Origin of the sequence: Kitasatospora nipponensis (genome assembly GCF_039528135.1) — a bacterium.
Classification (GTDB): domain Bacteria; phylum Actinomycetota; class Actinomycetes; order Streptomycetales; family Streptomycetaceae; genus Kitasatospora; species Kitasatospora nipponensis.
In genome coordinates this window covers 19,797-38,506 of the sequence record NZ_BAAALF010000069.1, presented here as the reverse complement: position 1 = coordinate 38,506, position 18,710 = coordinate 19,797, and the positions used below count along the sequence as shown (strand labels likewise).

The 18,710-nt window shown below is 69.2% G+C and carries 13 protein-coding genes, 2 pseudogenes and 1 CRISPR repeat array; of the genes and pseudogenes, 4 read left to right on the top strand and 11 right to left on the bottom strand.

The genetic code is table 11. The annotated features are described in order from the left end of the window. Nucleotides 1–883 (bottom strand): C40 family peptidase (locus tag ABD323_RS20045; protein WP_425556078.1); only part of this gene is annotated, 883 nt, incomplete at its 3' end. 633 nt (nt 884–1,516) lie between these two features. Between ABD323_RS20045 and ABD323_RS20040 the strand changes: the two genes are divergently transcribed. Next, complete coding sequence (locus tag ABD323_RS20040) at nt 1,517–2,263, top strand: DNA-methyltransferase (protein ID WP_344443114.1); 747 nt, start codon at nt 1,517–1,519, stop codon at nt 2,261–2,263. Between the two features lie 449 nt (nt 2,264–2,712). Continuing rightward, nucleotides 2,713–4,659: direct repeats of the CRISPR family, unit length 30 nt; unit sequence GTTGTGACCCCTCGGAGGGGCGATGAGGAC. Between the two features lie 124 nt (nt 4,660–4,783). Here the strand turns inward: ABD323_RS20040 and cas2 are convergent. From cas2 to ABD323_RS20000, 8 genes and pseudogenes are all read right to left on the bottom strand, one after another. Continuing rightward, the gene (cas2, locus tag ABD323_RS20035) at nt 4,784–5,047 is read right to left on the bottom strand and encodes a CRISPR-associated endonuclease Cas2 (protein WP_344443112.1); all 264 of its coding nucleotides are present in this window, start codon (nt 5,045–5,047) and stop codon (nt 4,784–4,786) included. 7 nt (nt 5,048–5,054) lie between these two features. After that, nucleotides 5,055–6,035 (bottom strand): annotated as a pseudogene (gene cas1b, locus ABD323_RS20030) (type I-B CRISPR-associated endonuclease Cas1b). Nucleotide 6,036: 1 nt separating this feature from the next. After that, nucleotides 6,037–6,534, bottom strand: coding sequence for a CRISPR-associated protein Cas4 (locus tag ABD323_RS20025; protein WP_344443111.1), 498 nt, complete (start codon nt 6,532–6,534; stop codon nt 6,037–6,039). Beyond that, a complete protein-coding gene (cas3, locus tag ABD323_RS20020; RefSeq protein WP_344443110.1) occupies nt 6,531–8,951 on the bottom strand; it encodes a CRISPR-associated helicase Cas3' in 2,421 nt (806 codons plus the stop codon). Before cas3 ends, ABD323_RS20025 begins: the two co-directional genes overlap by 4 nt. 37 nt (nt 8,952–8,988) lie before the next feature. Beyond that, the gene (cas5, locus tag ABD323_RS20015) at nt 8,989–9,672 is read right to left on the bottom strand and encodes a CRISPR-associated protein Cas5 (protein ID WP_344443109.1); all 684 of its coding nucleotides are present in this window, start codon (nt 9,670–9,672) and stop codon (nt 8,989–8,991) included. Continuing rightward, nucleotides 9,669–10,694: a type I-B CRISPR-associated protein Cas7/Cst2/DevR gene (gene cas7i, locus ABD323_RS20010; protein WP_344443107.1), complete on the bottom strand. Its 1,026-nt coding sequence runs from the start codon at nt 10,692–10,694 to the stop codon at nt 9,669–9,671. The genes cas5 and cas7i overlap by 4 nt, the downstream gene beginning before the upstream one ends. Then, nucleotides 10,691–12,157 (bottom strand): hypothetical protein, encoded by a 1,467-nt coding sequence (locus ABD323_RS20005; protein ID WP_344443106.1) that lies wholly within the window; start codon nt 12,155–12,157, stop codon nt 10,691–10,693. The genes cas7i and ABD323_RS20005 overlap by 4 nt, the downstream gene beginning before the upstream one ends. Beyond that, a complete protein-coding gene (locus ABD323_RS20000) occupies nt 12,154–12,876 on the bottom strand; it encodes a CRISPR-associated endoribonuclease Cas6 (RefSeq protein ID WP_344443105.1) in 723 nt (240 codons plus the stop codon). The genes ABD323_RS20005 and ABD323_RS20000 overlap by 4 nt, the downstream gene beginning before the upstream one ends. 1,490 nt (nt 12,877–14,366) lie before the next feature. Between ABD323_RS20000 and ABD323_RS19995 the strand changes: the two genes are divergently transcribed. Then, complete coding sequence (locus ABD323_RS19995; protein WP_344443104.1) at nt 14,367–14,543, top strand: helix-turn-helix transcriptional regulator; 177 nt, start codon at nt 14,367–14,369, stop codon at nt 14,541–14,543. A 118-nt stretch (nt 14,544–14,661) separates the two neighbouring features. Here the strand turns inward: ABD323_RS19995 and ABD323_RS19990 are convergent, their stop codons facing one another. After that, nucleotides 14,662–15,816: a tyrosine-type recombinase/integrase gene (locus ABD323_RS19990; protein WP_344443103.1), complete on the bottom strand. Its 1,155-nt coding sequence runs from the start codon at nt 15,814–15,816 to the stop codon at nt 14,662–14,664. A gap of 94 nt (nt 15,817–15,910) precedes the next feature. On the opposite strand from ABD323_RS19990, the pseudogene ABD323_RS19985 reads away from it, so the two are divergent. Continuing rightward, a pseudogene (locus ABD323_RS19985) lies at nt 15,911–16,075 on the top strand (pirin family protein); the annotation flags it as partial. 639 nt (nt 16,076–16,714) lie between these two features. Here ABD323_RS19985 and ABD323_RS19980 read toward each other — a convergent pair. After that, nucleotides 16,715–18,220: an IPT/TIG domain-containing protein gene (locus tag ABD323_RS19980; protein ID WP_344443102.1), complete on the bottom strand. Its 1,506-nt coding sequence runs from the start codon at nt 18,218–18,220 to the stop codon at nt 16,715–16,717. Here ABD323_RS19980 and ABD323_RS19975 point away from each other — a divergent pair. Next, complete coding sequence (locus ABD323_RS19975) at nt 18,214–18,609, top strand: SUMF1/EgtB/PvdO family nonheme iron enzyme (protein ID WP_344443101.1); 396 nt, start codon at nt 18,214–18,216, stop codon at nt 18,607–18,609. The genes ABD323_RS19980 and ABD323_RS19975 overlap by 7 nt on opposite strands. The last annotated feature ends 101 nt before the right edge of the window (nt 18,610–18,710 follow it).

The window sequence follows — 18,710 nt, the reverse complement described above, 5'->3', positions numbered from 1 at the left end:
GGTCGTAGGTCGTCCGCCCGAGGGTGACCCCGGCGGCGCGGTAGGACGCCTGCATCAGCGCAGAGCAGTCGCACCTGGCCATCGGGTCCGGCCCGTGCGGGTCGGTACAGGTGCCGCCCCACTGGTACGGCGTGCCAAGCTGCCCCAACGCCCAACGGATCGCGGTCTGCACCTGGGGCGGGGCGTCGGTCGGGATCGTGTACCCGGCCGGCAGGGCGCCCGGCGGGATGGTCCCGAAGCCCGATCCGTCCCCACCGCTCGTGCAGCCGCCGCCACTTGGGGTCGGTGGGGGACTGGCTCCGCTGCCGGGGCTGGGACTCGGCGTTGTGCCGGCCTTGGCGAGGAGCGGCTCGATCGCCTTCTGCAGCGCGGCGGCCAGCGGTTCCCACTTGGCGTAGGCGCCGGGGTAGCCGGACACCTGCACCGCCTGGGCGGCCTGGGTGACGGTCATCGACTCCCAGCCCGAGACCTTCTGGAGCGCCGAGTAGAACTCGGTGCTCGCGTGCACCGGGTCGAGGATCTGCGCCGCGGTGCCCCAGCCCTGGGAAGGCCGCTGCTGGAACAAGCCCAGGCTGTCGCGGTCCCCGTAGGTGAGGTTACGCAGGCCGCTCTCCTGCAGAGCGGTCGCCAGTGCCACGATCTGCCCCCGGACCGGGATGTGCATCGCGACGCCGGTGGCCTGGATCGTCTCGGCGTTGGGCACCTGCTCGGCCGGGTTGTCCGGCCCCGGCACGACAACGGTGCTCTTGGCGCCGCCGTCCAGAGTCGCCTTTACCTGAGCGGCCACCGCCGAGGTATCCACCGCCTGTACGACGCCGCTGGAGCAGGAAGCGGCTGCGGCGGCGGATCCGGCTGCCGCGACGAGGACCGGAATGGCCAGCATCAGCGGGCCGGCAGCGGCGAGACCGACGACGGCTCCGGCGGTCTTCTTCACCGCCGCCGCCAGCAGTCGACGGCGTGAACGGCCTTGACCGGACGAAGGATCGAGCACGGCGGCGGGTGTATCAGGGCATGCTGCATGGCAGCGGCTCCTCGCTGGTCGTAGGAGACGCGGTGCCGCCTTCTCGTGCAAAGCCGCCGGCACCGCGCCGTTGTGAATCCGCCCTTGAAGGCGGGCCCGGGCCCGGGGAGTTGGTAGCTCCCAGAAGCCGGTCTCGGGTCATGCGCGGCAACCAGCCGCGCTCGTAATCTCAGGCGGTACACGGGGACTCTCCTCGGATTGCGAAATCGTCTCGAATGCGCCGACAGTGCACCGCAATTGGACGGCGCAACATGAATCACCACAGGTCAGCGTGAGTGGAGCTGGGCCCCGCCTCGGCGACAGGCCAGACAGTAGACGCGGATTCCGGCCGCACCAAACGACCCCGAAACAGGCCCCGGAGACGGGCGGACGCCTCATTAGGTGCGGCCGGATATCGCGGCTAACCTCCGGCGCATCCCCACTCCGAGTGCCTGTCGCATCGGCGTCGCTCGCAGCGGGGCCAGTTCCGTCACGCCCCGAAAGAGGCCCCCGCGCATGAGGTACACCCTGCACCGAGGCGACGCCCTCACCGTGCTGAAGACCCTTCCCGACGAGAGCGTCGATGCGGTGATCACCGACCCGCCGTACAACTCCGGCGGACGCACCAGCTCCGAGCGCACCGGCCGCGACGCCCGCGCCAAGTACGTGACCAGCGGATCCGCGCACGACCTGCAGACCTTCCCCGGCGAGAACCGCGACCAGCGCTCGTACCGTGCCTGGCTGACCGCCCTGCTGACCGAGGGGTACCGGGCGTCGAAGGAGCACTCCGTCGCGATGGTCTTCTCCGACTGGAGGCAGGAGCCCACCACCTCGGACGCCCTCCAGATGGCCGGCTGGACCTGGTGCGGCACGATCCCGTGGATCAAGCCCGCCAGCCGCCCGCGCAAGGGCGGCTTCAAGCAGTCCGCCGAGTTCATCACCTGGGGCGTCAAGGGCAGCCTCAACAAGAACAGGGAGATCTACCTCCCCGGGTACTTCGTCGCCTCGCAGCCGCGCAAAGACCGAGTCCACATCACCCAGAAGCCCGTGGAGATCATGCAGCAGCTCGTCCAGATCTGCCCCGAGGGCGGCACTGTCCTCGACCCGTTCACCGGCTCCGGATCGACCGGGGTCGCCGTGCTCAAGGAGGGTAGGAAGTTCATCGGAGTCGAACTCTCCAGCCACTACGCCGACGTCGCCGAACAGCGACTGCGAGCCGAACTGACCCAGGACGACTTCGTCCTGGCCGGGCCCGAGGCATGAGAACCGGGGCAGCCGGGGCAGGCAGAGAGCAGACGCGAACGGGCGGCTGCCGCATCGAGTGACCGATGCGGCAGCCGCCCGTTCCGGGCCGGCCGCCAATCTGATCCGCGCCTCCCGGTCGCCCGTCCCCCGGCGCCTGAATCCCGCACTTCCTGTGTGAGGCTGCCTCCAGCGTGACAATCGCTGGGTCGTCCCATGAGCAGGCCGTGATCGCAGCCCGATCCGGTAGGGACGGCGGAGAGGATGACAAGCGGCGCCGCAAAGCCGGGATGTACCACGGATCGGAGGGAGGATGACGGTGGAGCTGGTGGTGACGCGGCACCACTGTGAGATGTCGTGGCCCTCAGAAGCTCGCTGAAGACCTCTCCGCTGGCTGGGTGGTTGCGGCGGTTCCTCGCAGGTGGCTGAGGGCCCGCTGGGATCAGCCCGGCTGGTGCCGCCGACTTCGAGTTGTGACCCCTCGGAGGGGCGATGAAGACCGACGACACCGAAGCCCACGTGACCGCCCACTACGGGCTTTACCTCTCGGAGGGACGATGAGGACCTCGGGATGGGCTGCTGCGGGCGGCGGCGGTGATCAGTTGTGCCCCATCGGAGGGGCGATGGGGATGGCAACGCTCGCCGGCCTCGTCGTGCACCGGGCCGTGTTGTGATCCCTCGGAGGGGCGATGAGGACCCCGGTAGGAGGAGCGACATGGGACTGAACGCCGAGTTGTGACCCCTCGGAGGGGCAATGAGGACCTCACCCCTGGGCAGCGCCGCATTCCCCGAAGCACGTTGTGACCCCTCGGAGGGGCAATGAGGACCTCACCCCTGGGCAGCGCCGCATTCCCCGAAGCACGTTGTGACCCCTCGGAGGGGCAATGAGGACCTGGACCATCACCCGACTGCCCGGCACCGTCTTCACGTTGTGACCCCTCGGAGGGGCAATGAGGACCAGCGCCGAGGACTGGTGCCGCAGCCAGCGCTACCTGTTGTGACCCCTCGGAGGGGCAATGAGGACCCGGGGGGGCACCCCGGGGAGGTGTGTCCAGCGGTGTGGCCAAGGCGTTGTGACCCCTCGGAGGGGCAATGAGGACTCGTCCTCCGGCTCGATGCCCTCGCACCGCGCCTGTTGTGACCCCTCGGAGGGGCAATGAGGACCAGTGTGCTCCCACCTTGGCAGGATGTGCGTGTGTTGTGACCCCTCGGAGGGGCAATGAGGACCACATCTTCACCTCGCCGCGGTAGCTGACGCTCAGGTTGTGACCCCTCGGAGGGGCAATGAGGACGTGCCCCACCCGAACCCCGCCGTCCTGCTCTACTCCGGGTTGTGACCCCTCGGAGGGGCAATGAGGACCCGCGGACTGCCTCTCCCAGCTCCTGCGCAGCCGCTAGTTGTGACCCCTCGGAGGGGCAATGAGGACCGCCCTCCCGGGCCGGGGTGGCTGCAAAGGTTCACGTTGTGACCTCTCGGAGGGGCAATGAGGACCGGCGCCTGGTGCGCCATGGCCGTCTGGTTCTGGTTGTTGTGACCCCTCGGAGGGGCAATGAGGACCGCCGACGCTGTGGCCGCGACCCCGGTCTACCGCAGGTTGTGACCCCTCGGAGGGGCAATGAGGACCCCGGAGTCCCGGGGCGGCAAGCGCGCCGCCCACTAGTTGTGACCCCTCGGAGGGGCAATGAGGGCCCGCCCCGCCCGCCTCGCACGCGGTCGGTCTGGACTTGTTGTGACCCCTCGGAGGGGCAATGAGGACCGCCGGTCTCGGCCGGCCGGTGCGATCCGTACGCGGGTTGTGACCCCTCGGAGGGGCAATGAGGACAGGACGGGCACCGCCCGATCGAGGTCCACAGCATCAGGTTGTGACCCCTCGGAGGGGCAATGAGGACCTGCGACCGCCGGCTCGCACAGTTCACCGGCATCGTGTTGTGACCCCTCGGAGGGGCGATGAGGACACACGTGAGCGGTGGTCAGCGCGGTGCCGGTGGACAGTTGTGACCCCTCGGAGGGGCGATGAGGACGTGTCGACCTCCACGTAGTTCTCGGCGCCGGCGTCATGTTGTGACCCCTCGGAGGGGCGATGAGGACCGCATGGTGCGGTCGGCGATGGCGGCGAGCGCGAGGCGTTGTGACCCCTCGGAGGGGCGATGAGGACGCGTTGAGGGCGAATTGGACGTCGACGTCGGCGAGGGGTTGTGACCCCTCGGAGGGGCGATGAGGACACGAGAGGATGAACCCATGGCACTCGTCGACGACATGTTGTGACCCCTCGGAGGGGCGATGAGGACCCCCGCGCCGGCCGGTCGCCGCGGCTCCGCCTCGCGTTGTGACCCCTCGGAGGGGCGATGAGGACCGCGGCGAAGAACGCGTCCGCATCGGTCGTGTCGTTGTGACCCCTCGGAGGGGCGATGAGGACCCCACGGTAAAGCCGCACCTCAGAGTGTGGCAACGGTGATGGCGGGCGGCCGTTTCTGCAGTGGACCTCCGGTCGTGCGCGGCGGCTCGGTGTGGCGCTGAAGTTCGGCGGCCCGAGCCGGCTGTCAGAGGATGTCGCTGGGTGCAGGCTCGGTTGCGCCCCACTCCAGTCGGCGGGGTGTGGTGCCGGGCGGGTAGGTGTAGACGAGGACGTTGTCGTAGGTGAGGTCGAGGGCGTTCTCGACGGCGGCCTGGAAGTGGCGGAGTTGTCCTTCACTGAGGTGGCCTTCGAAGACGCTGCGTTGGACGTGGTGGAGGTATTTCCGGCAGGTCCGGAGGATCTTGGGGTTGCGTTCTGCTGCGGTGTCGTAGACGACGACTACGTACATCGGTCGGTTACCACCAGATCCGGAAGGGCTTGTACGGGGAACCTTCGAGGCAGTGGCGGGTCAGGGAGAGAGCATCGAGGTAGAGGAGTTCGTCGTAGGCGACGGGTCGTCCCAGGGTGCGGTGGGCGACGGTGGTGGCGAATTCGTCGCGGACGGTCTGGACGACGAGCTTGCGTCCGCTGTCACTGAGCATCGCCTGGTTGCTGTCGCGGTCGAAGTGGTGCTGCTTGATCTGGTTGCGGCCGGCCATCCGTAGGAGCAGCCGTTCGGCGAAGAGGGGCTTGAACATCTCGGAGAGGTCCAGGACCAGGGAGTGGCGCTGGCGTTCCATGCTGCTGTGCAGGAAGGCAATGCCGCTGTGCAGTGGTGTGAGGCGTACGGCGGTCAGGACGCGGGCGTAGGTGATGCCGTTGACGTAGCTGATGAAGGCATTGCCGGCGTTCTTGGGTGGGCGGCGTTGGCGACCGTCGAGTTGGAGCTAGTCGGGAAGTTTCGTGTCGATGACTTCCCAGGCGGATCGGCGGAAAGTCCCCTCGGCGCCCATTAGTTGGGCTGTGCTGGTGGCGCCGGCGATTGACTCGTGGAGAACGGCGTATGGACGTGCGAGCAGCTTGCGGTCGATGACGCGTCGGACATTGAAGGCACAGGAGTCGACGATCGCTCGTGCTACCGCGAGGCTAGCCGTGGGGTCCTCAGTGAGGCGGGCCTGGGCGAGGACGGTCTCGCCTGAGGTGCTGGTGTCGGAGGTGAGGAAGGAGCCGGCGTAGTCGCCGTAGTGGCTGAGTAGGTGGACGCTGATCCTGTGCCGGTTGAGGAGGGAGACGACCGACGTGTTGAGGTCGACCTCGGCGCAGGCGACGATGTCGCGGACGTCGGTGACTGGGATGTGGACGTTGTCGGCGTTGTCACGTTCGATGACGAGGGACTCGTCTTTGCGCCGGATGCGGCATGGGCTGGTGAGCCAGTAGGTTCGTGCGGCAGCGGGCATCTCATTCCGTCCAGCAGTAGTCGGTGAAACTGCAGCCCTGGCAGGCCGATCGGGTCAGGCGTTCCGGAGAGGTGCGGGCGGCTGCCACGGTGAGGACGTCGGCGATGTCGGTGACTGCTTGCTCGGCGGCTTCGGCGGTGTAGGGCTGGCGATGAGTGCGTCGGGTCTTGGGGTAGTGCAGGATTGCGCCTTGGGCGTCGACGCCGATCTCGTGCAACCGGTGGCAGTAGTGGCGCCCTTGGGCCTGGTCGGCGGGTGTGGGTCGGGAGGAGGACTTGACCTCGTGGACCCAGTGCCGGCCGTCCAGGAAGTCGAGCCGGGCGGCGCCGAGGTCGACGGGGGTGTTGCGGGTGTAGGAGGTGTCGTGGACGGCTTCGCCGAGCTGCACCGCGGCGTTGAGGTGTTCCGGGCGGATTCCCCGGATGTAGAGCCACAGTTGTCGGCGGCAGTGGTAGAGGTACTTGATGTGGACGCCGCCGACATCCGCCGCGTCAATCACAGGATCTCCCCTGGCCGGTAGGCGCTCTGGGGGCGTCCGCGCACCGCGAGTAGGCCGAGGTCCGGGTCGTAGTCGCCGTGGATGATGCGGATGTTGAGGGTGCGCTCGTAGGTGGTGAGTGGGCCGGCCCAGTGTGGCATCGGGATGAGGTACTGGTCGGCGTTGAGGCGGCCGGGGGCGCCGCCGGCGTCGGCGAGGGCCTGGGCGTAGGCGTCGCGGTCCTGGTCGAGGATGGCTTCGGTGCCGTCGAAGAGTTCGTCGAAGGTCTCGGTGAGGTGGGTACGGTCGGCGAAGGGCGCGGGGAAGGTGAGGAGGGCTCGCTCGAAGCTGTCCCGGTGGTCGGTGACCTCCGCCGACCACTGCTGGCCCCAGTCGCCGGCGTAGATGGCGTTCAGCCAGGCGGTGGCTTGGGTCTCGTCGATGAGGTTGCCGTGGTGGCCGACCAGGCGGTGCCAGGCGTCCTCGACGCTCTGGCGGGGGTAGATGCCGTCGGCGAAGTCGCCGGCCTGTCCTCGGCGGGTGGTCCAGGTGGGGGCGTGGACGATGACGTCGGCGGGCTGGCGCGCGGCGGTGCGGTTGATGCGGCCGAAGCGTTGCAGGAGGGCTTCGAGCGGGGCGGCTGCGGTGAACAGGACGTCGAGGTCGATGTCGAGGCTGACTTCGACGACTTGGGTGGCGATCAGCAGGCCCGGGCGGCGTGCGTGCTGACCTGGTGCATCGACGGTGGCGAACCGTTCGCGGATCCTCTTCTCGATGCGGTTGCGGTCCATTCGGCGGAAGCGGGAGTGCAGCAGCAGGGCCGCGTCGTCACCGTGGCGTTCGCGCGCGTGGGGGGCGAGTTCGGCGAACAGGTCGCGGGCGTGCGCGACGTTGTTGGCGACGACGAGCACGGACTGTCCGCGATCCAGGCTTTCGCGGATCTCGTCGACGGTCTGCGGGTCGGTGAGGTGGTGTGGGCGCACGGCGAGGCGGTGGCGATCGGGCAGCGCCAGGTCAGGGGCATCGACGAGCCTGGTCGGTGAGGCGAGGTTGGTGCTGAAGAGTTCCGCCAGGACGTCGGGGAGAGTGGCGGAGACGACCGCGATCCGCCCACCGAGGCGCTCCCAGAGCTTGGCGGCGGCCAGGATGTAGCCCAGGCGGCGCGGGTCGTAGGCGTGCAACTCGTCCAGGATGAACACGGAGTTGGCGGCGTCGACGAGCAGGCCCGCGTGGGCGGGGCCGGCCAGGGCTGCGCGCAGTAGTTGGTAGGGGGTGCCGACGCGGGTGGTCTCCTTGGTGAGTCTGGTGGCGGCCGCGCGGGCGAGGGCTTTGGCCGCGGCGTCGGCGTGGCAGGGGTCGTGGGTGTCGTCGTCGGTCCCGTCGGGTGAGCCGATGGCGGTGGTGAGGTGGTAGGAGGCGGCGCGGGAGTGGGCGATGCCGATGAGGTGGCGGTCGCCGAGCAGGTCGCCGAGGCGATCGGCCATGGCGTTGATGGAGGCCAGGTAGGGCAGGGTGAAGAAGACTCTCGGGATACCGCCGGTCTTCATGGCCAGTTCGGTGGCCTGGCGCGCCGCCCACAGCAGGACCGCTTCGGTCTTGCCGCTGCCGGTGGGCGCTCGCAGGAGCAGGTGCCCGCTGACCTCGGCTGCGTCGACCTGATGGGCACGCAGGTGGCGGCCCTGTTCGGCGAGTCCGGCTTCGAGCTTGGGTCGGAAGGTCGCGTCGAAGGGTTGGTGGGTGTCGAGTGAGCCGTGGGCCGAGGAGAGGTGGTCGGCGAGGGTGACGGCGCCTTGGAGGAGGACCGCGGACAGTCCCTGCTCGGGGCTGACACGCCGACCCCATCGCTGGAGGACCTGTTCGAGGAGCTGGTGGGCGGCGGCGACGAGGCGTTCGGAGGTCAGGGCGTCGTGCGGGCGCGGTGCGGCGCAGGGCAGGCCCACTGTTGTTGCGGCGGTGCGCAGCCACAGGTCCGCGGCGGCGATCGTGCGGTCGTCGAGGGGGCCGAAGCGGTCGGCCAGTTCCTCGAGCAGGGCGCCGGCGTAGAGGAGCTCGAGGTCGCGGCCGGTGGTGCCGGTCAGCGGACGGTGGTGGGTGGCCACGCCCGCCGCCACCCATGACCGCAGCTCGGGGTCCGGGACGAGGGCGGGCAGGAAGCCGAGGGAGAGGACCTCGTGGCGCTCTCCCCAGGAGCGACTCCGGCCGGCCAGCATGTCCTGGAAGCCGGCAGCGACCTTCCCGGCGTCGTGGCTGACCGCGGCCAGCGCGACGGCGTCCCAGTACTGGCCGTTCATGACCTGCTCGGCGGCCTCCAACCGCCCCACTCGCTTCTGGAGCTGGAGCGCGGCGCGCAGCGTGGCCGACGAGTGGGCGGTGAGGCGTTCCGGGGCTCGGCCGCGCTGGGCGCTCTTGGCCAGCACGCGGTCCAGCGGGTCGGTCATCGGCTCTGTCCTTGCGCGGTGTCGTCAGGAGCAGTTGTCAGTGGCGTTGTGCTGCAACGTCGCCGCCGAACGCCGCATCCGGATGGACGGGCCGCAGCGGGGCGACGGCCAGTCCGGCAGCGGTGGAGAGGCTGCCCGGCACCGGGACGCGGGTGCGGCCGGTGACGTCGAAGCGGTAGGCGTCCCAGCGGGTCCGGCCGCGCCCGGGAGCGACCGCGGTCGGCAGGCGCAGGAGCGTGCCGCCGGCCCCCCGGTGGTCGGGCACGACGGCCGTGCGCTGCTCGCCCGCCTCGCCGCTGAGCGTGGTGTGCTCGAGGTGGAGGCCGACGAGGTCCTGGCTGCGGCCCAGGCGCAGCGGCCATACGGGGCGGCGCAGGCGCCGGTACCAGAGGTCGACGTCGTCCAGCAGCCACAAGGTGAGGGTGGCGTCGGCGAGGAACTCGCGGTTGCGGGGCGCGGGTGTGGACGTCTTCCCGCCGGCGTCCAGCGGGTGGTAGGTCTCCAGGTCCACACCCGCGCCGCCGGCGTGGAAGGCCATGGCGAGGCGCAGCCCCGGATCCACCTCGGGCCAGCCCCCGGCCGCCGCCGCGAGGAGGCCGGCGGCGGTGGAGGGGGGCGGGCACGGCAGGGTGACCTGGACGCCGGCGTAGAGGGGGTTGCGGAAGGAGACGACGGGCGCGGTGACGGTGACCTGGAGCGCCGGGGTCCCGGGGGTGCTCATGCCTTCGGGTCCTCGAACCAGGTGTCGTGATCCCCGGCCTCGACCCGGCCGGCCAGCGCGTTGAGGATGGTGCGCGGGTGGTCCAGGACCAGCGTGTCGGCCTTGATGAGGTCGGCCAGGTCCTGGGCGGCGCGCTCGCGCTGGTCGTCCAGGAACCCGGGCGCCCAGCCCACCAGGACGGGACCGTCCAGCTCGTCGGCCCACGCCGCGATCTCCGCGCGCAGCACCTCGCTCTGGAAGACGGGCTTGCCGTCGCGGGCACCCAGGATGCGGGTGAACGGGTTGACGCCACCCTTGACCGGGGCGAGCAGGACCAGCGACGGAGTGCGGTCGCCGTAGTGCATGGCCTGCTTGGCGCCACCGCGCACCCGCGCCAGCGTCCGCAGCAGCAGCGCGATCCGGCGCCGGCGCTCCGCCAACGGCAGCCGCACCGCCGAGGTTCCGCGCAGCGTGGTGTCCTGCGCCCCGGCCTCCCGCGCCGCGGTGGCGACCTGCGCGCTGAGCGCGACCCGCAGCCCGTTGCCGTCCGTCTCGAACACCCCGGCGCGCGGCAGGTCCAGGAGCAGGTCCCCGGCCACGACACCCGAGTACAACTCGTGGGAGTGGATCACCGGGTGCTCGCCCGCGGGGAAGTCACGGCTCATCGTGCCGAAGTCCATCGTCGGGCGCTGCGGCACCACCGAGACCAGGGTCCCCGTGGCCAGCACCGTGTCCCGCATGAACGTCTCCTTCTTGACAGCGACCATGTAGCCGAACAGGTCGTCGTCCAGGTGCAGGTCCGGACGCCCGGCGGTGTACGCCTGCTGCTTCGCACCGCTGCCGCTGCGCGTCACCGGGGAACGGGACTCACCCTCGGGAAGCGAGTCGCGCAACCAGCGTCGAAACGCCTGGGCGGAGACGTACGGGTAGATGTCGCGGCCCACCCGCAGCTGCTTGACCTTGCCGTTGTTGTCCTCGCCCTCGCCGTTGTTCGGCGCACCCGCCACGATGTCCAACGCGATCTTGCCCACCAGGAAACTCAACTCTGCTCTTCTTCCATGTCGTAGGTGATGGCCTGCTGGTCCAGCGCATCGAGATCCCAGTCGCCAGCGGGGGAGTCGCCGCTCGGGGAGACGTCCGTCTCGTCCTTGTCCTTGGGTGCCCAGCCGCGCCGGGCCAGCTCCTCCAGCACCGCGACGAGGAACACGTCGCGGTGGAACCAGGCGGCGTTGTCCTGGCCCGGGTCGAAGAGCAGCACAAAGGCGCGCTCGCTGACGAACGGCCCCACGGGGATATCGGCGGGCGGCTTGATCGCCCACTGCACGCCCGCTCCGGTCAGCCACCCGCGCAGCCTGCGCGGTTCACGGAACAGGGTGCGGAACGTCCGCAGCCGCCCACCGGACGTCTCGACGGCCAGCAGGGTCGCGACGTTGTGCGCCGCGGCCCTGATCTCGGACAGGTCCTTCTCGGTCATCAGCATCACCTCGGTGGCGAAGGAGTAGAGCAGTTGGGCGAGATCGCCCGCCTCGTCCAGGCCGCCCGCACGACCCACCAGGTGCAGCAGGCGGCGCAGGCCGGCGGAGACGATCCTCGACGGTTCACGGAAGGCGTTGCGCGCCAGCGCGACCAGGCCCGGCGTCGACGCGCTCGCATGGCCCTTGACCAGCGCGGTGAAGCCCCGGCGGCGCCTGGCCAGACGCTGGGTGCGGCGCAGCCACTCCGCCAGCGGCTGCTCCAGGCTGTGGACCTCCAGGAGCTGGCCGCGGTTGTTGTTGTTGAAGACCAGCAGATCCACGGAGGCATTCATCGGGCGGACGTGGGTGCGCAGCGCGGTCAGCGCGACGACCTCGCGCACCTCGCCTTGCCGTTTGCCGGCGTCCCCGGTGGCCGCGATCGTGCGGTTGTGGTCGACCTGCCGGGTGATGGCGTCCAGCAGGAAGTCCTCGTCCCAGCTGTGCAGGGCGATCGAGGACCCGCCGGTCAGCCGGCAGCCGTAGGGCAGCGCGTAGAAGCTCTGCAGGCACGGACGGCACAGCGCCATGCCTTCGTGCCCGCGCGGCGTGGAGTTCCGGTACGCCTCGCTCTCCGCCAGGGCGACATCACGCTTACCGAAGAACCCGACCGCCTGACGCCCGCACAGCACACAATCGACTGCCGGCCAACCATCGCGGTCCGGGGCCGCCCGCCATCGCCGAACCGCGTCGCCGACCTCCGCGTCGGAGCGTTTGCCGTTACTGGGGTGGTTCATCGGCGCGTTCGGGAAGAACGAGTAACTGGCCTTCAACCAGAACCCGTTCGCGCCCTTGCTGTCACGCACCAACGCCGCCCGCACCGCATCACCCGTCACCTCCGCCACCGCCCGCTCGAAGCCGGCAGCAGGTAGTTCCGTCGGTGCGGTCCGGTCGGCCGATGTCGCGAGCGCGGCGAGTGCGAAGGCCCCGACTCGCTGGAGCGGATGTGCGGTCAGCACCAGCTGCGACTGCTCCCCGGCATCCTGCCCGCTCACGCGCCCACCCACCCGAAGCCGGCCGCGTTCGCCTGACCGAGTCCCCAGCTCCACAACGCCCGCAGCGTCACCGGCGCACCGCGCACCTCGACCTCCACCGCAGCCCCCGGCTTCGCGCCCTGCCCCACCGCGAACGAGCGCTTCGGGCCGATCCAGGTGACCGACTCCAGGCTCACCTCGGGATCCAGCCCCAAGGTCTCCGCCTTGCGCCGCAGGTTGCCCTGGAAGTAGGCGGGCCACTCCGGCTCGGTCGGCAGCAACCACGCCTGACGCGTCGTCCGCTCACCCTCCTCATCACGGCCGGAGCCCTTCATCACGACCGGCGTCACTGTCCGCAGCACCGCCCGACCCGAGGCGAACTCAGGCGGCTCCAGCACCGTGACGCCGGTCAGCCGAAACGCGACGCCACCCCAGTCCAGCAGCTCCCGCTCCGCGAAACCCTTCGCCAGCACCTGAGCCAGCTCAGGCACCGGACTGCCGAACTCCACCAGCCCACGCCCACCCGCCGCATACCGCCCGGGCCGGCGTTTCGCGGACGCGAACACCGGAGCCCCGTACCCGAACGGCACCATCCCGTGCGGCCCCTGTCCCGCCTCGTGCAACCGCTGGCCCAGCTCCGGCGCACCCCGGGCCAGCACGTCGTACACCAGCCCCCGCCCCGGGGCCAGCACACTCACCCACGGCAACTCCGACGCAGCCGTCACCACGGCCAGCTGCACCCTCATCCGCGCTCCAACACTCGAAATGGCATGTCGAACAAGCGGCATGATGAGTCATCAGCCGCCTGCCCACAGACCCTAGAGGCCACCACTGACAGCCGTCCCGCGAACGCAACCAGTCACCGAACTAGCCAGGCAGAATCCACGAGAGACCGCCGCCTCCCCGGTAGGCTCCTGACCACCTACACGCACCTACCGGCCCGAGATTTCAGCGCCACGCCAGGCCAGACAGCAAGACCGGAGGCCCGCTGAAACCAGCACCCACCTCCACCACCTTCAGAACCCATCTGACCTGGACCTTCACCATGGGGTCCTCATCGCCCCTTCGAGGGGTACCAACATCGGGTAGAGCGAGGCACGCTGGTAGCCGGTGGCGTCCTCATCGCCCCTTCGAGGGGTACCAACGCGAGAGCGAGGCAGCCGCGCTCTCCGCCGGCCGCGGGTCCTCATCGCCCCTTCGAGGGGGACCAACAGTTCTAGCGGTTTCACTCGGCACCCCGAGGCCGGGTCCTCATCGCCTCTTCGAGGGGTACCAACTGGATCGTTGCGGGTGGGGCCGACGATGGTGATCGTGTCCTCATCGCCCCTTCGAGGGGTACCAACAAGGACGCCCGCAACAGCCCCCGCAAGATCGACCTCGTCCTCATCGCCCCTTCGAGGGGTACCAACGGCGAGCACTGCGACTGCGCCCCGGAAGCCCCGGGTGTCCTCATCATTCCTCCGAGGGGTACCAACGTGATGACGCCGGAGCCTGAGCCCTGCCAGGGGCCGCCGTCCTCATCACCCCTCCGAGGGGTACCAACAAGCTGACCGGGGACCTGCTGGACCGGATGGCGATCGTCCTCATCACCCCTCCGAGGGGTACCAACGCCTTGCGCAGACCGGTCGAGTCCACGGCGGTGTCCCGTCCTCATCACCCGTGCGAGGGGTACCAACTTCAGGTACATCGGCCAGTCGGCCACCGCCGACAGGTCCACATCACCCCTCCGAGGGGGAAACAGGTAGGCGGCCACAACGGTGGCCCACTGGCACCGCTGCTCATTGCCCTTCCGAGGGGTCCAACGAAGGTGCGGACGATTTTGTCTCCATGCGCTGAAGTTACTCTTCAGATCAAGGGGTTGACTTTACGACGATGTGGATCGATCCAGCGCTCCGAGGCCGACAAACCCTGTGAGGGACCGCCGATGAGACCTTGTCCATGGCTACGTGGATGCGGCCGCTGAAGCCAGGGACGGCCCGGAACAGATATATCGGCTCTCACATCCTGATCACAGCAACCAGATTCTGATCCTTTCACCGGCTTCGGCGTTGGGTCTACCCCGCTTGCTGTTCCTGCCTCGCTCCCCAGGCTCACGAGTTCGGGTGTCATAACAGATGCTGCCGGCTCCGCCAAGCCGGCCAACCGGGCGATGCTCGCGTCGGCCTCGGCAGTCAGCCTGGGCCGCTCAACCGGTCGACATCGCTTCGGAGTAGCAATGCCAGTGCAGTTCATGGATGCCAAGCAGACGGCGGAGTACCTGAACATGTCCCTTGCCTGGATCTATCGAGAGGCCCCGCGCTTGGGACTCACTGCGTACAAGTTCGGGCGAGGGCGCACCGCGAAGCTTCAGTTCAAGGTGTCCGAGGTACAGGCATGGGTCGGCCAGCAGAAGCTGCCGGCGGGATGAATAGGCGCAGGTCCCCGTCCGGGGGATCGAGAAGTCGAAAGACCCCGGCCTGGGGATGGATGTCGATGGGAGTGCGTTCGAGCCAGGGCCCCGGCCGTTGAGGCCGGGGCCCTGAAGCCTATGCGGCCAAGCCGAGGTCGAGGATCGAGGCAGCCTTACCGATCGAGCCCGGCATGAGGTGTCGGTACACCTTGAAGGTGATGTCGATGCTTTTGTGGCCCATCCACTCCGCCACGTCGGTGATCGGGAGGCCGTTGGTAAGGCAGAGCGAGGCGAAGAGGTGGCGGAATCCGTAGATGACCATTCCTTCGGGGATGTCCACCGCGCCCGCGCGCTTGATGCGCTGCCACTGGTTCGAGAGGCAGTAGTACGGGAAGGGCTGACTGATGTCCAGGGGGTTCCGGAGGAGGTATCCGTCCACGGCACCGTGCTTGTCGGCGTACCACTCGATGGTCTCCCTGACCCTCGCGGGCAGGGGTACGTCTCGGTATTCGCCGGCCTTGCGGTGCTTGAGTGGCCCGTAGAGCTTGGTGGTCTGGTTGACCTGTTCGGCGATCCGGTAGACGTCGTCGGCCACGATGTTGTTGAGGTTGACAGCCGCAGCCTCGCCGTTGCGCATCCCGCATCCGCTCATGAGGTCGGCTATCAGCAGGAAGGTGTCGTCGCCCGCTGCTCGGATCTCCTTGAACTGCGCCACCGAGGGGATGACGGCGCGGGCGGGGTCGTACTGGGGTGGGGTGACGCCGTCGAGCGGGTTCTGGTCGAAGATGCCCAGGCGGTTCGCGTCGAGCAGGATCATCTTGAGCTTGTCGAAGGCGCTGGCCTGGGAGGCTAGGCCGACACCGTTGCGTTCCATGGCCTGGATGAACGCGTCGACGACCTTGTGGTCGAAGGTGCCCATCCGGCGGCTTCGGAAGGCCGGGAACAAGTGATGCTCGAGCAGCGAGTCGAGATGTCGCAGAGAGGAGGCGGCGAGGGCGCGTTGGCCGGACCTCCACTCGGCGACGTACTCACCGAACTGCATCACCCCGTACTTCTGGATGCGGTCAGCCTTGCTTTGGCTGCGCGGGCTTTCCTTCTTCGTCTTGTAGATCTCGGACAACCGGGTGATGGCCTTGTCCTGGGTGGCGAAACCGGACTCCTCGACCTGCCTTCCGGCCGCGTCGCGATACCGGATCGTGTACTCGTGCGGGCACTTGGACCACTTCGCCTGAGGGTGCTCGCACTCCTTGAAGAAGGTGCCCATGCCGTGGGCCAATGCCTTGGTGGCCATGCTGCTCGTCTCCCCGCGTACCAATGCTGACTATTTGCTGACGGGGGATGGTCCACCGGGCCTCTGACCTGGGTGAAAACGCTGAATCAGTGATATGTGGTGGAACTTCATCGGCCGATCCAGTGAGGAGATCGTGCAGGCACGATCTGACTGGATGGAAGGGTCGAGGTTCGGTGAGGTGCACGGGTACGACGGTGCTCGACTGGGTGCTCCCCAACTTCCCGCTGTGCCCCTGAAACCACGGGGACGGGCACGCTGACCTGGGCTCACGTGTCGGGGGAGGGGTTGTTCGAGACGCGGCCGGCCGCGCTGTGCCGGGGTCGGCGCCGGGGTGCCCAGCCGGCCTGCGGCGCCGAGGCGGGGCGGGGCGTGACTCTCAGGTGTGGTCGCCTGTGACAGGGTCCAGCAGCCCGTTTGCTGACCTTTTGCTGACCCCTTCTGACGTTCCGTCAGATGGGTGCACAGTTGCGCGTGCAGGGTGAGCGCGCCATCGGCTGGGTGCCGGGAGTCCGGCGCTGGCTGGCGCATGGCTGACCGTCGGTGCAGTAGTGGCAGCACCTACGAACCGAGACGGGCGATGCTGCGCAGGGCGGCGGTTCGGTTCCCGGAGCCCTCTCTGCGCCTTGCGACCACGCTGGCGGAGGCCGGTTACCAGAGCGACCACCTCGGGGACCGCGTCGTGGTGAGCAAGGCCGACCCCACGAGGGAGAGCACCACCCTGCTCCGCTGGGGCGTGTCTGACAATTCGCCGCGGATCAGGGCGCGGCGGTGGGGGCCCGGCTGGGCGTGCCGTCGGAGCGCCCTCGTACTGGGCCGACCGGCGGAGGCCCCGGAAACCCGGGGGAAGCAGTGGCGGACGTCCCGGGGCGGCCGCTCGACGATCGCCCCGGGACCAGGGCTACCGCCCGGTGTAGGTGAACTCGTCGGCCGGGCTGGTGGGAGAGGTGGCCTTGCCGACCTTCACGGTGATGTCCACCGTCTGGTGGACGTCGATCAGACCGGGCGCGGTCGCGATGATCTCACCGGTGGAGACGAACCTGACCGAGTCGGATGCCTTGTCCCTGAAGTACACGGTGGCGCCTTCGGCGAAGCCCGAGCCGCTGACGGTGACCGGGGTGCCGACGTTCCCGCTGGTCGGGCTGACCGCGCTGACCACCACGGGGGCGGGCCCGCCGTAGGCGAACTGCCCCATCGCGACGGGCGGGGAGGTGGCGAGGGTGTTGGTGACGCGGACGTGGACCACGCCGTGTCCGGCGGGGACCTTGGCGGTGATCTTGATGCCGGAGGGGTCGACGACCGGATCGATGCAGGCGTACGTGCCGAAGTCGACCATGCTGTCCGGGCTGAAACCGGTGCCGTTGATGGTCACCGTGTCGCCCGCCGATCCGAAGGTGGGGCTCACGTCGGTCACCACCGGCCCGGCCGGGACGTCGGGCGCCCCCACCAGGTCCAGGTAGGTGGCGTTGGCGTGCTGGAAGGCGACCTGGGCGAGGAAGTCCTGGGTGGTCTTGTTGACCAGGTTCTTGGCGAGGTGCGTGTATCCGGGGTTCATCAGGCAGAGCGTGCCGGGCTGGACGTAGACGTTGCCCTTGGTGCGCTGGGCGAACCCCTTGATGAGCAGCTTCACCTCGTCGGTCGCCTGCGGTCCGGGGCTTGGGTACCACTCGGTGGTGGCGACGAGATCGGCCCACGCGTGCGGCACCAGGTCGTAGGCGTTGTTCTGGCGCTCGTCGATGAGCCACGGCCGGGAGTCGACGTAGTCGACGAAGCTCTGCAGGCCGGCGGTGGGAGCGGCAAACGTCATCACCGCGAACTGCGGCTGCGGCTGCTTCGGCCAGGTCTGCGCCTGCAGGTACGGCGCGAGCATGCTGGCGATGCAGCCGCCCAGGCTGTGACCCGTCACGTAGACGGTCGGCTGCGGCGAGGAGGGCGCCGCCTTGAGCGCGGCGGCGAGCGCCTGGGCGAGCGTGGCGTTCGGGGAGGGCGAGGCGATCGACACGGCGGTGGTCACCTGGGTGAACGCCTCCTTCGCCCCCTTGGAGACGGCGACGGGCGTCGGCGATCCGCTTTCCGGGAACGGGACGACCGTGCCGACCTCGAGGTCCTCGAGGATGTCCGTGATGTCGGCGTCCGTCCCGCGGGCGACCACGGCGAACGCGTTCGAGCCGTCGGTGCTCCGGGCGATGAAGGCCATGTTGGCGTTGGCCTCGCTCAGGGCGAGCCACACCAGCTCCCACGCGCCCTGCGTCGCGAGGCCGGGGTCGCTCAGTTGTGCGTCGATGCCGGTGATGATGCGTGCGGTCTGCTGCGGAAGGGACTCCCCGGACGGGCGGGTGGTGTTCGCGGTGGCTGCAAGGGCTGCCAGGGTCATGGTCACCTGGGCGATTGCGGGATCGGATGCCATCGTCGTTCCTGCTCCTCGGATGTCGTGCCGGTGCGGGACGGCCTTCCGGCAGCATCAGGTGCAGATCTGTGCCGAACCGGCCATCAGAATGGATCGCATACAATCAGACCCTCCTGCGGCGGCATCCGGTGCGTCCCCGGCCGCGCGCCCGGCCAGGTTCACCTGGTCGGCCCTCCGCCCGGTCCCCCGGCCGCCGACGCCCCGAAACGTCACCCGTCAGCCGGTATCACTGCGGCGTCAGCCCGTACGGCGTCTTCGACCTGCGCGGCAACACCTGGGAGTGGTGCGCCAGCGAGACCGAACCCGGCAGCTACGAGCTCAAGGCCGGCGCCTTCACCAGGCCGTTCTCGCGGGCCACACCGGCCGTCAGTCGAATGGCTCTGACATGACTCAATGAGCGCGCCGTAGACCTTGTCGCTAGTGTCCTGCGCCGGAGGTTCGTCGTTGGATCGTGCATGACGGCCGCCCACGATCGCAGTGGACAAGGTCG

What these genes read in the sequence shown, in the direction of transcription:
- ABD323_RS20040 (WP_344443114.1), top strand. Translation starts at nt 1,517, where the DNA reads ATGAGGTACACCCTGCACCGAGGCGACGCCCTCACCGTGCTGAAGACC.
- cas2 (WP_344443112.1), bottom strand. Translation starts at nt 5,047, where the DNA reads ATGTACGTAGTCGTCGTCTACGACACCGCAGCAGAACGCAACCCCAAG.
- cas3 (WP_344443110.1), bottom strand. Translation starts at nt 8,951, where the DNA reads ATGACCGACCCGCTGGACCGCGTGCTGGCCAAGAGCGCCCAGCGCGGC.
- cas5 (WP_344443109.1), bottom strand. Translation starts at nt 9,672, where the DNA reads ATGAGCACCCCCGGGACCCCGGCGCTCCAGGTCACCGTCACCGCGCCC.
- ABD323_RS19995 (WP_344443104.1), top strand. Translation starts at nt 14,367, where the DNA reads ATGGATGCCAAGCAGACGGCGGAGTACCTGAACATGTCCCTTGCCTGG.
- ABD323_RS19990 (WP_344443103.1), bottom strand. Translation starts at nt 15,816, where the DNA reads ATGGCCACCAAGGCATTGGCCCACGGCATGGGCACCTTCTTCAAGGAG.
- ABD323_RS19975 (WP_344443101.1), top strand. Translation starts at nt 18,214, where the DNA reads ATGCCATCGTCGTTCCTGCTCCTCGGATGTCGTGCCGGTGCGGGACGG.
- ABD323_RS19980 (WP_344443102.1), bottom strand. Translation starts at nt 18,220, where the DNA reads ATGGCATCCGATCCCGCAATCGCCCAGGTGACCATGACCCTGGCAGCC.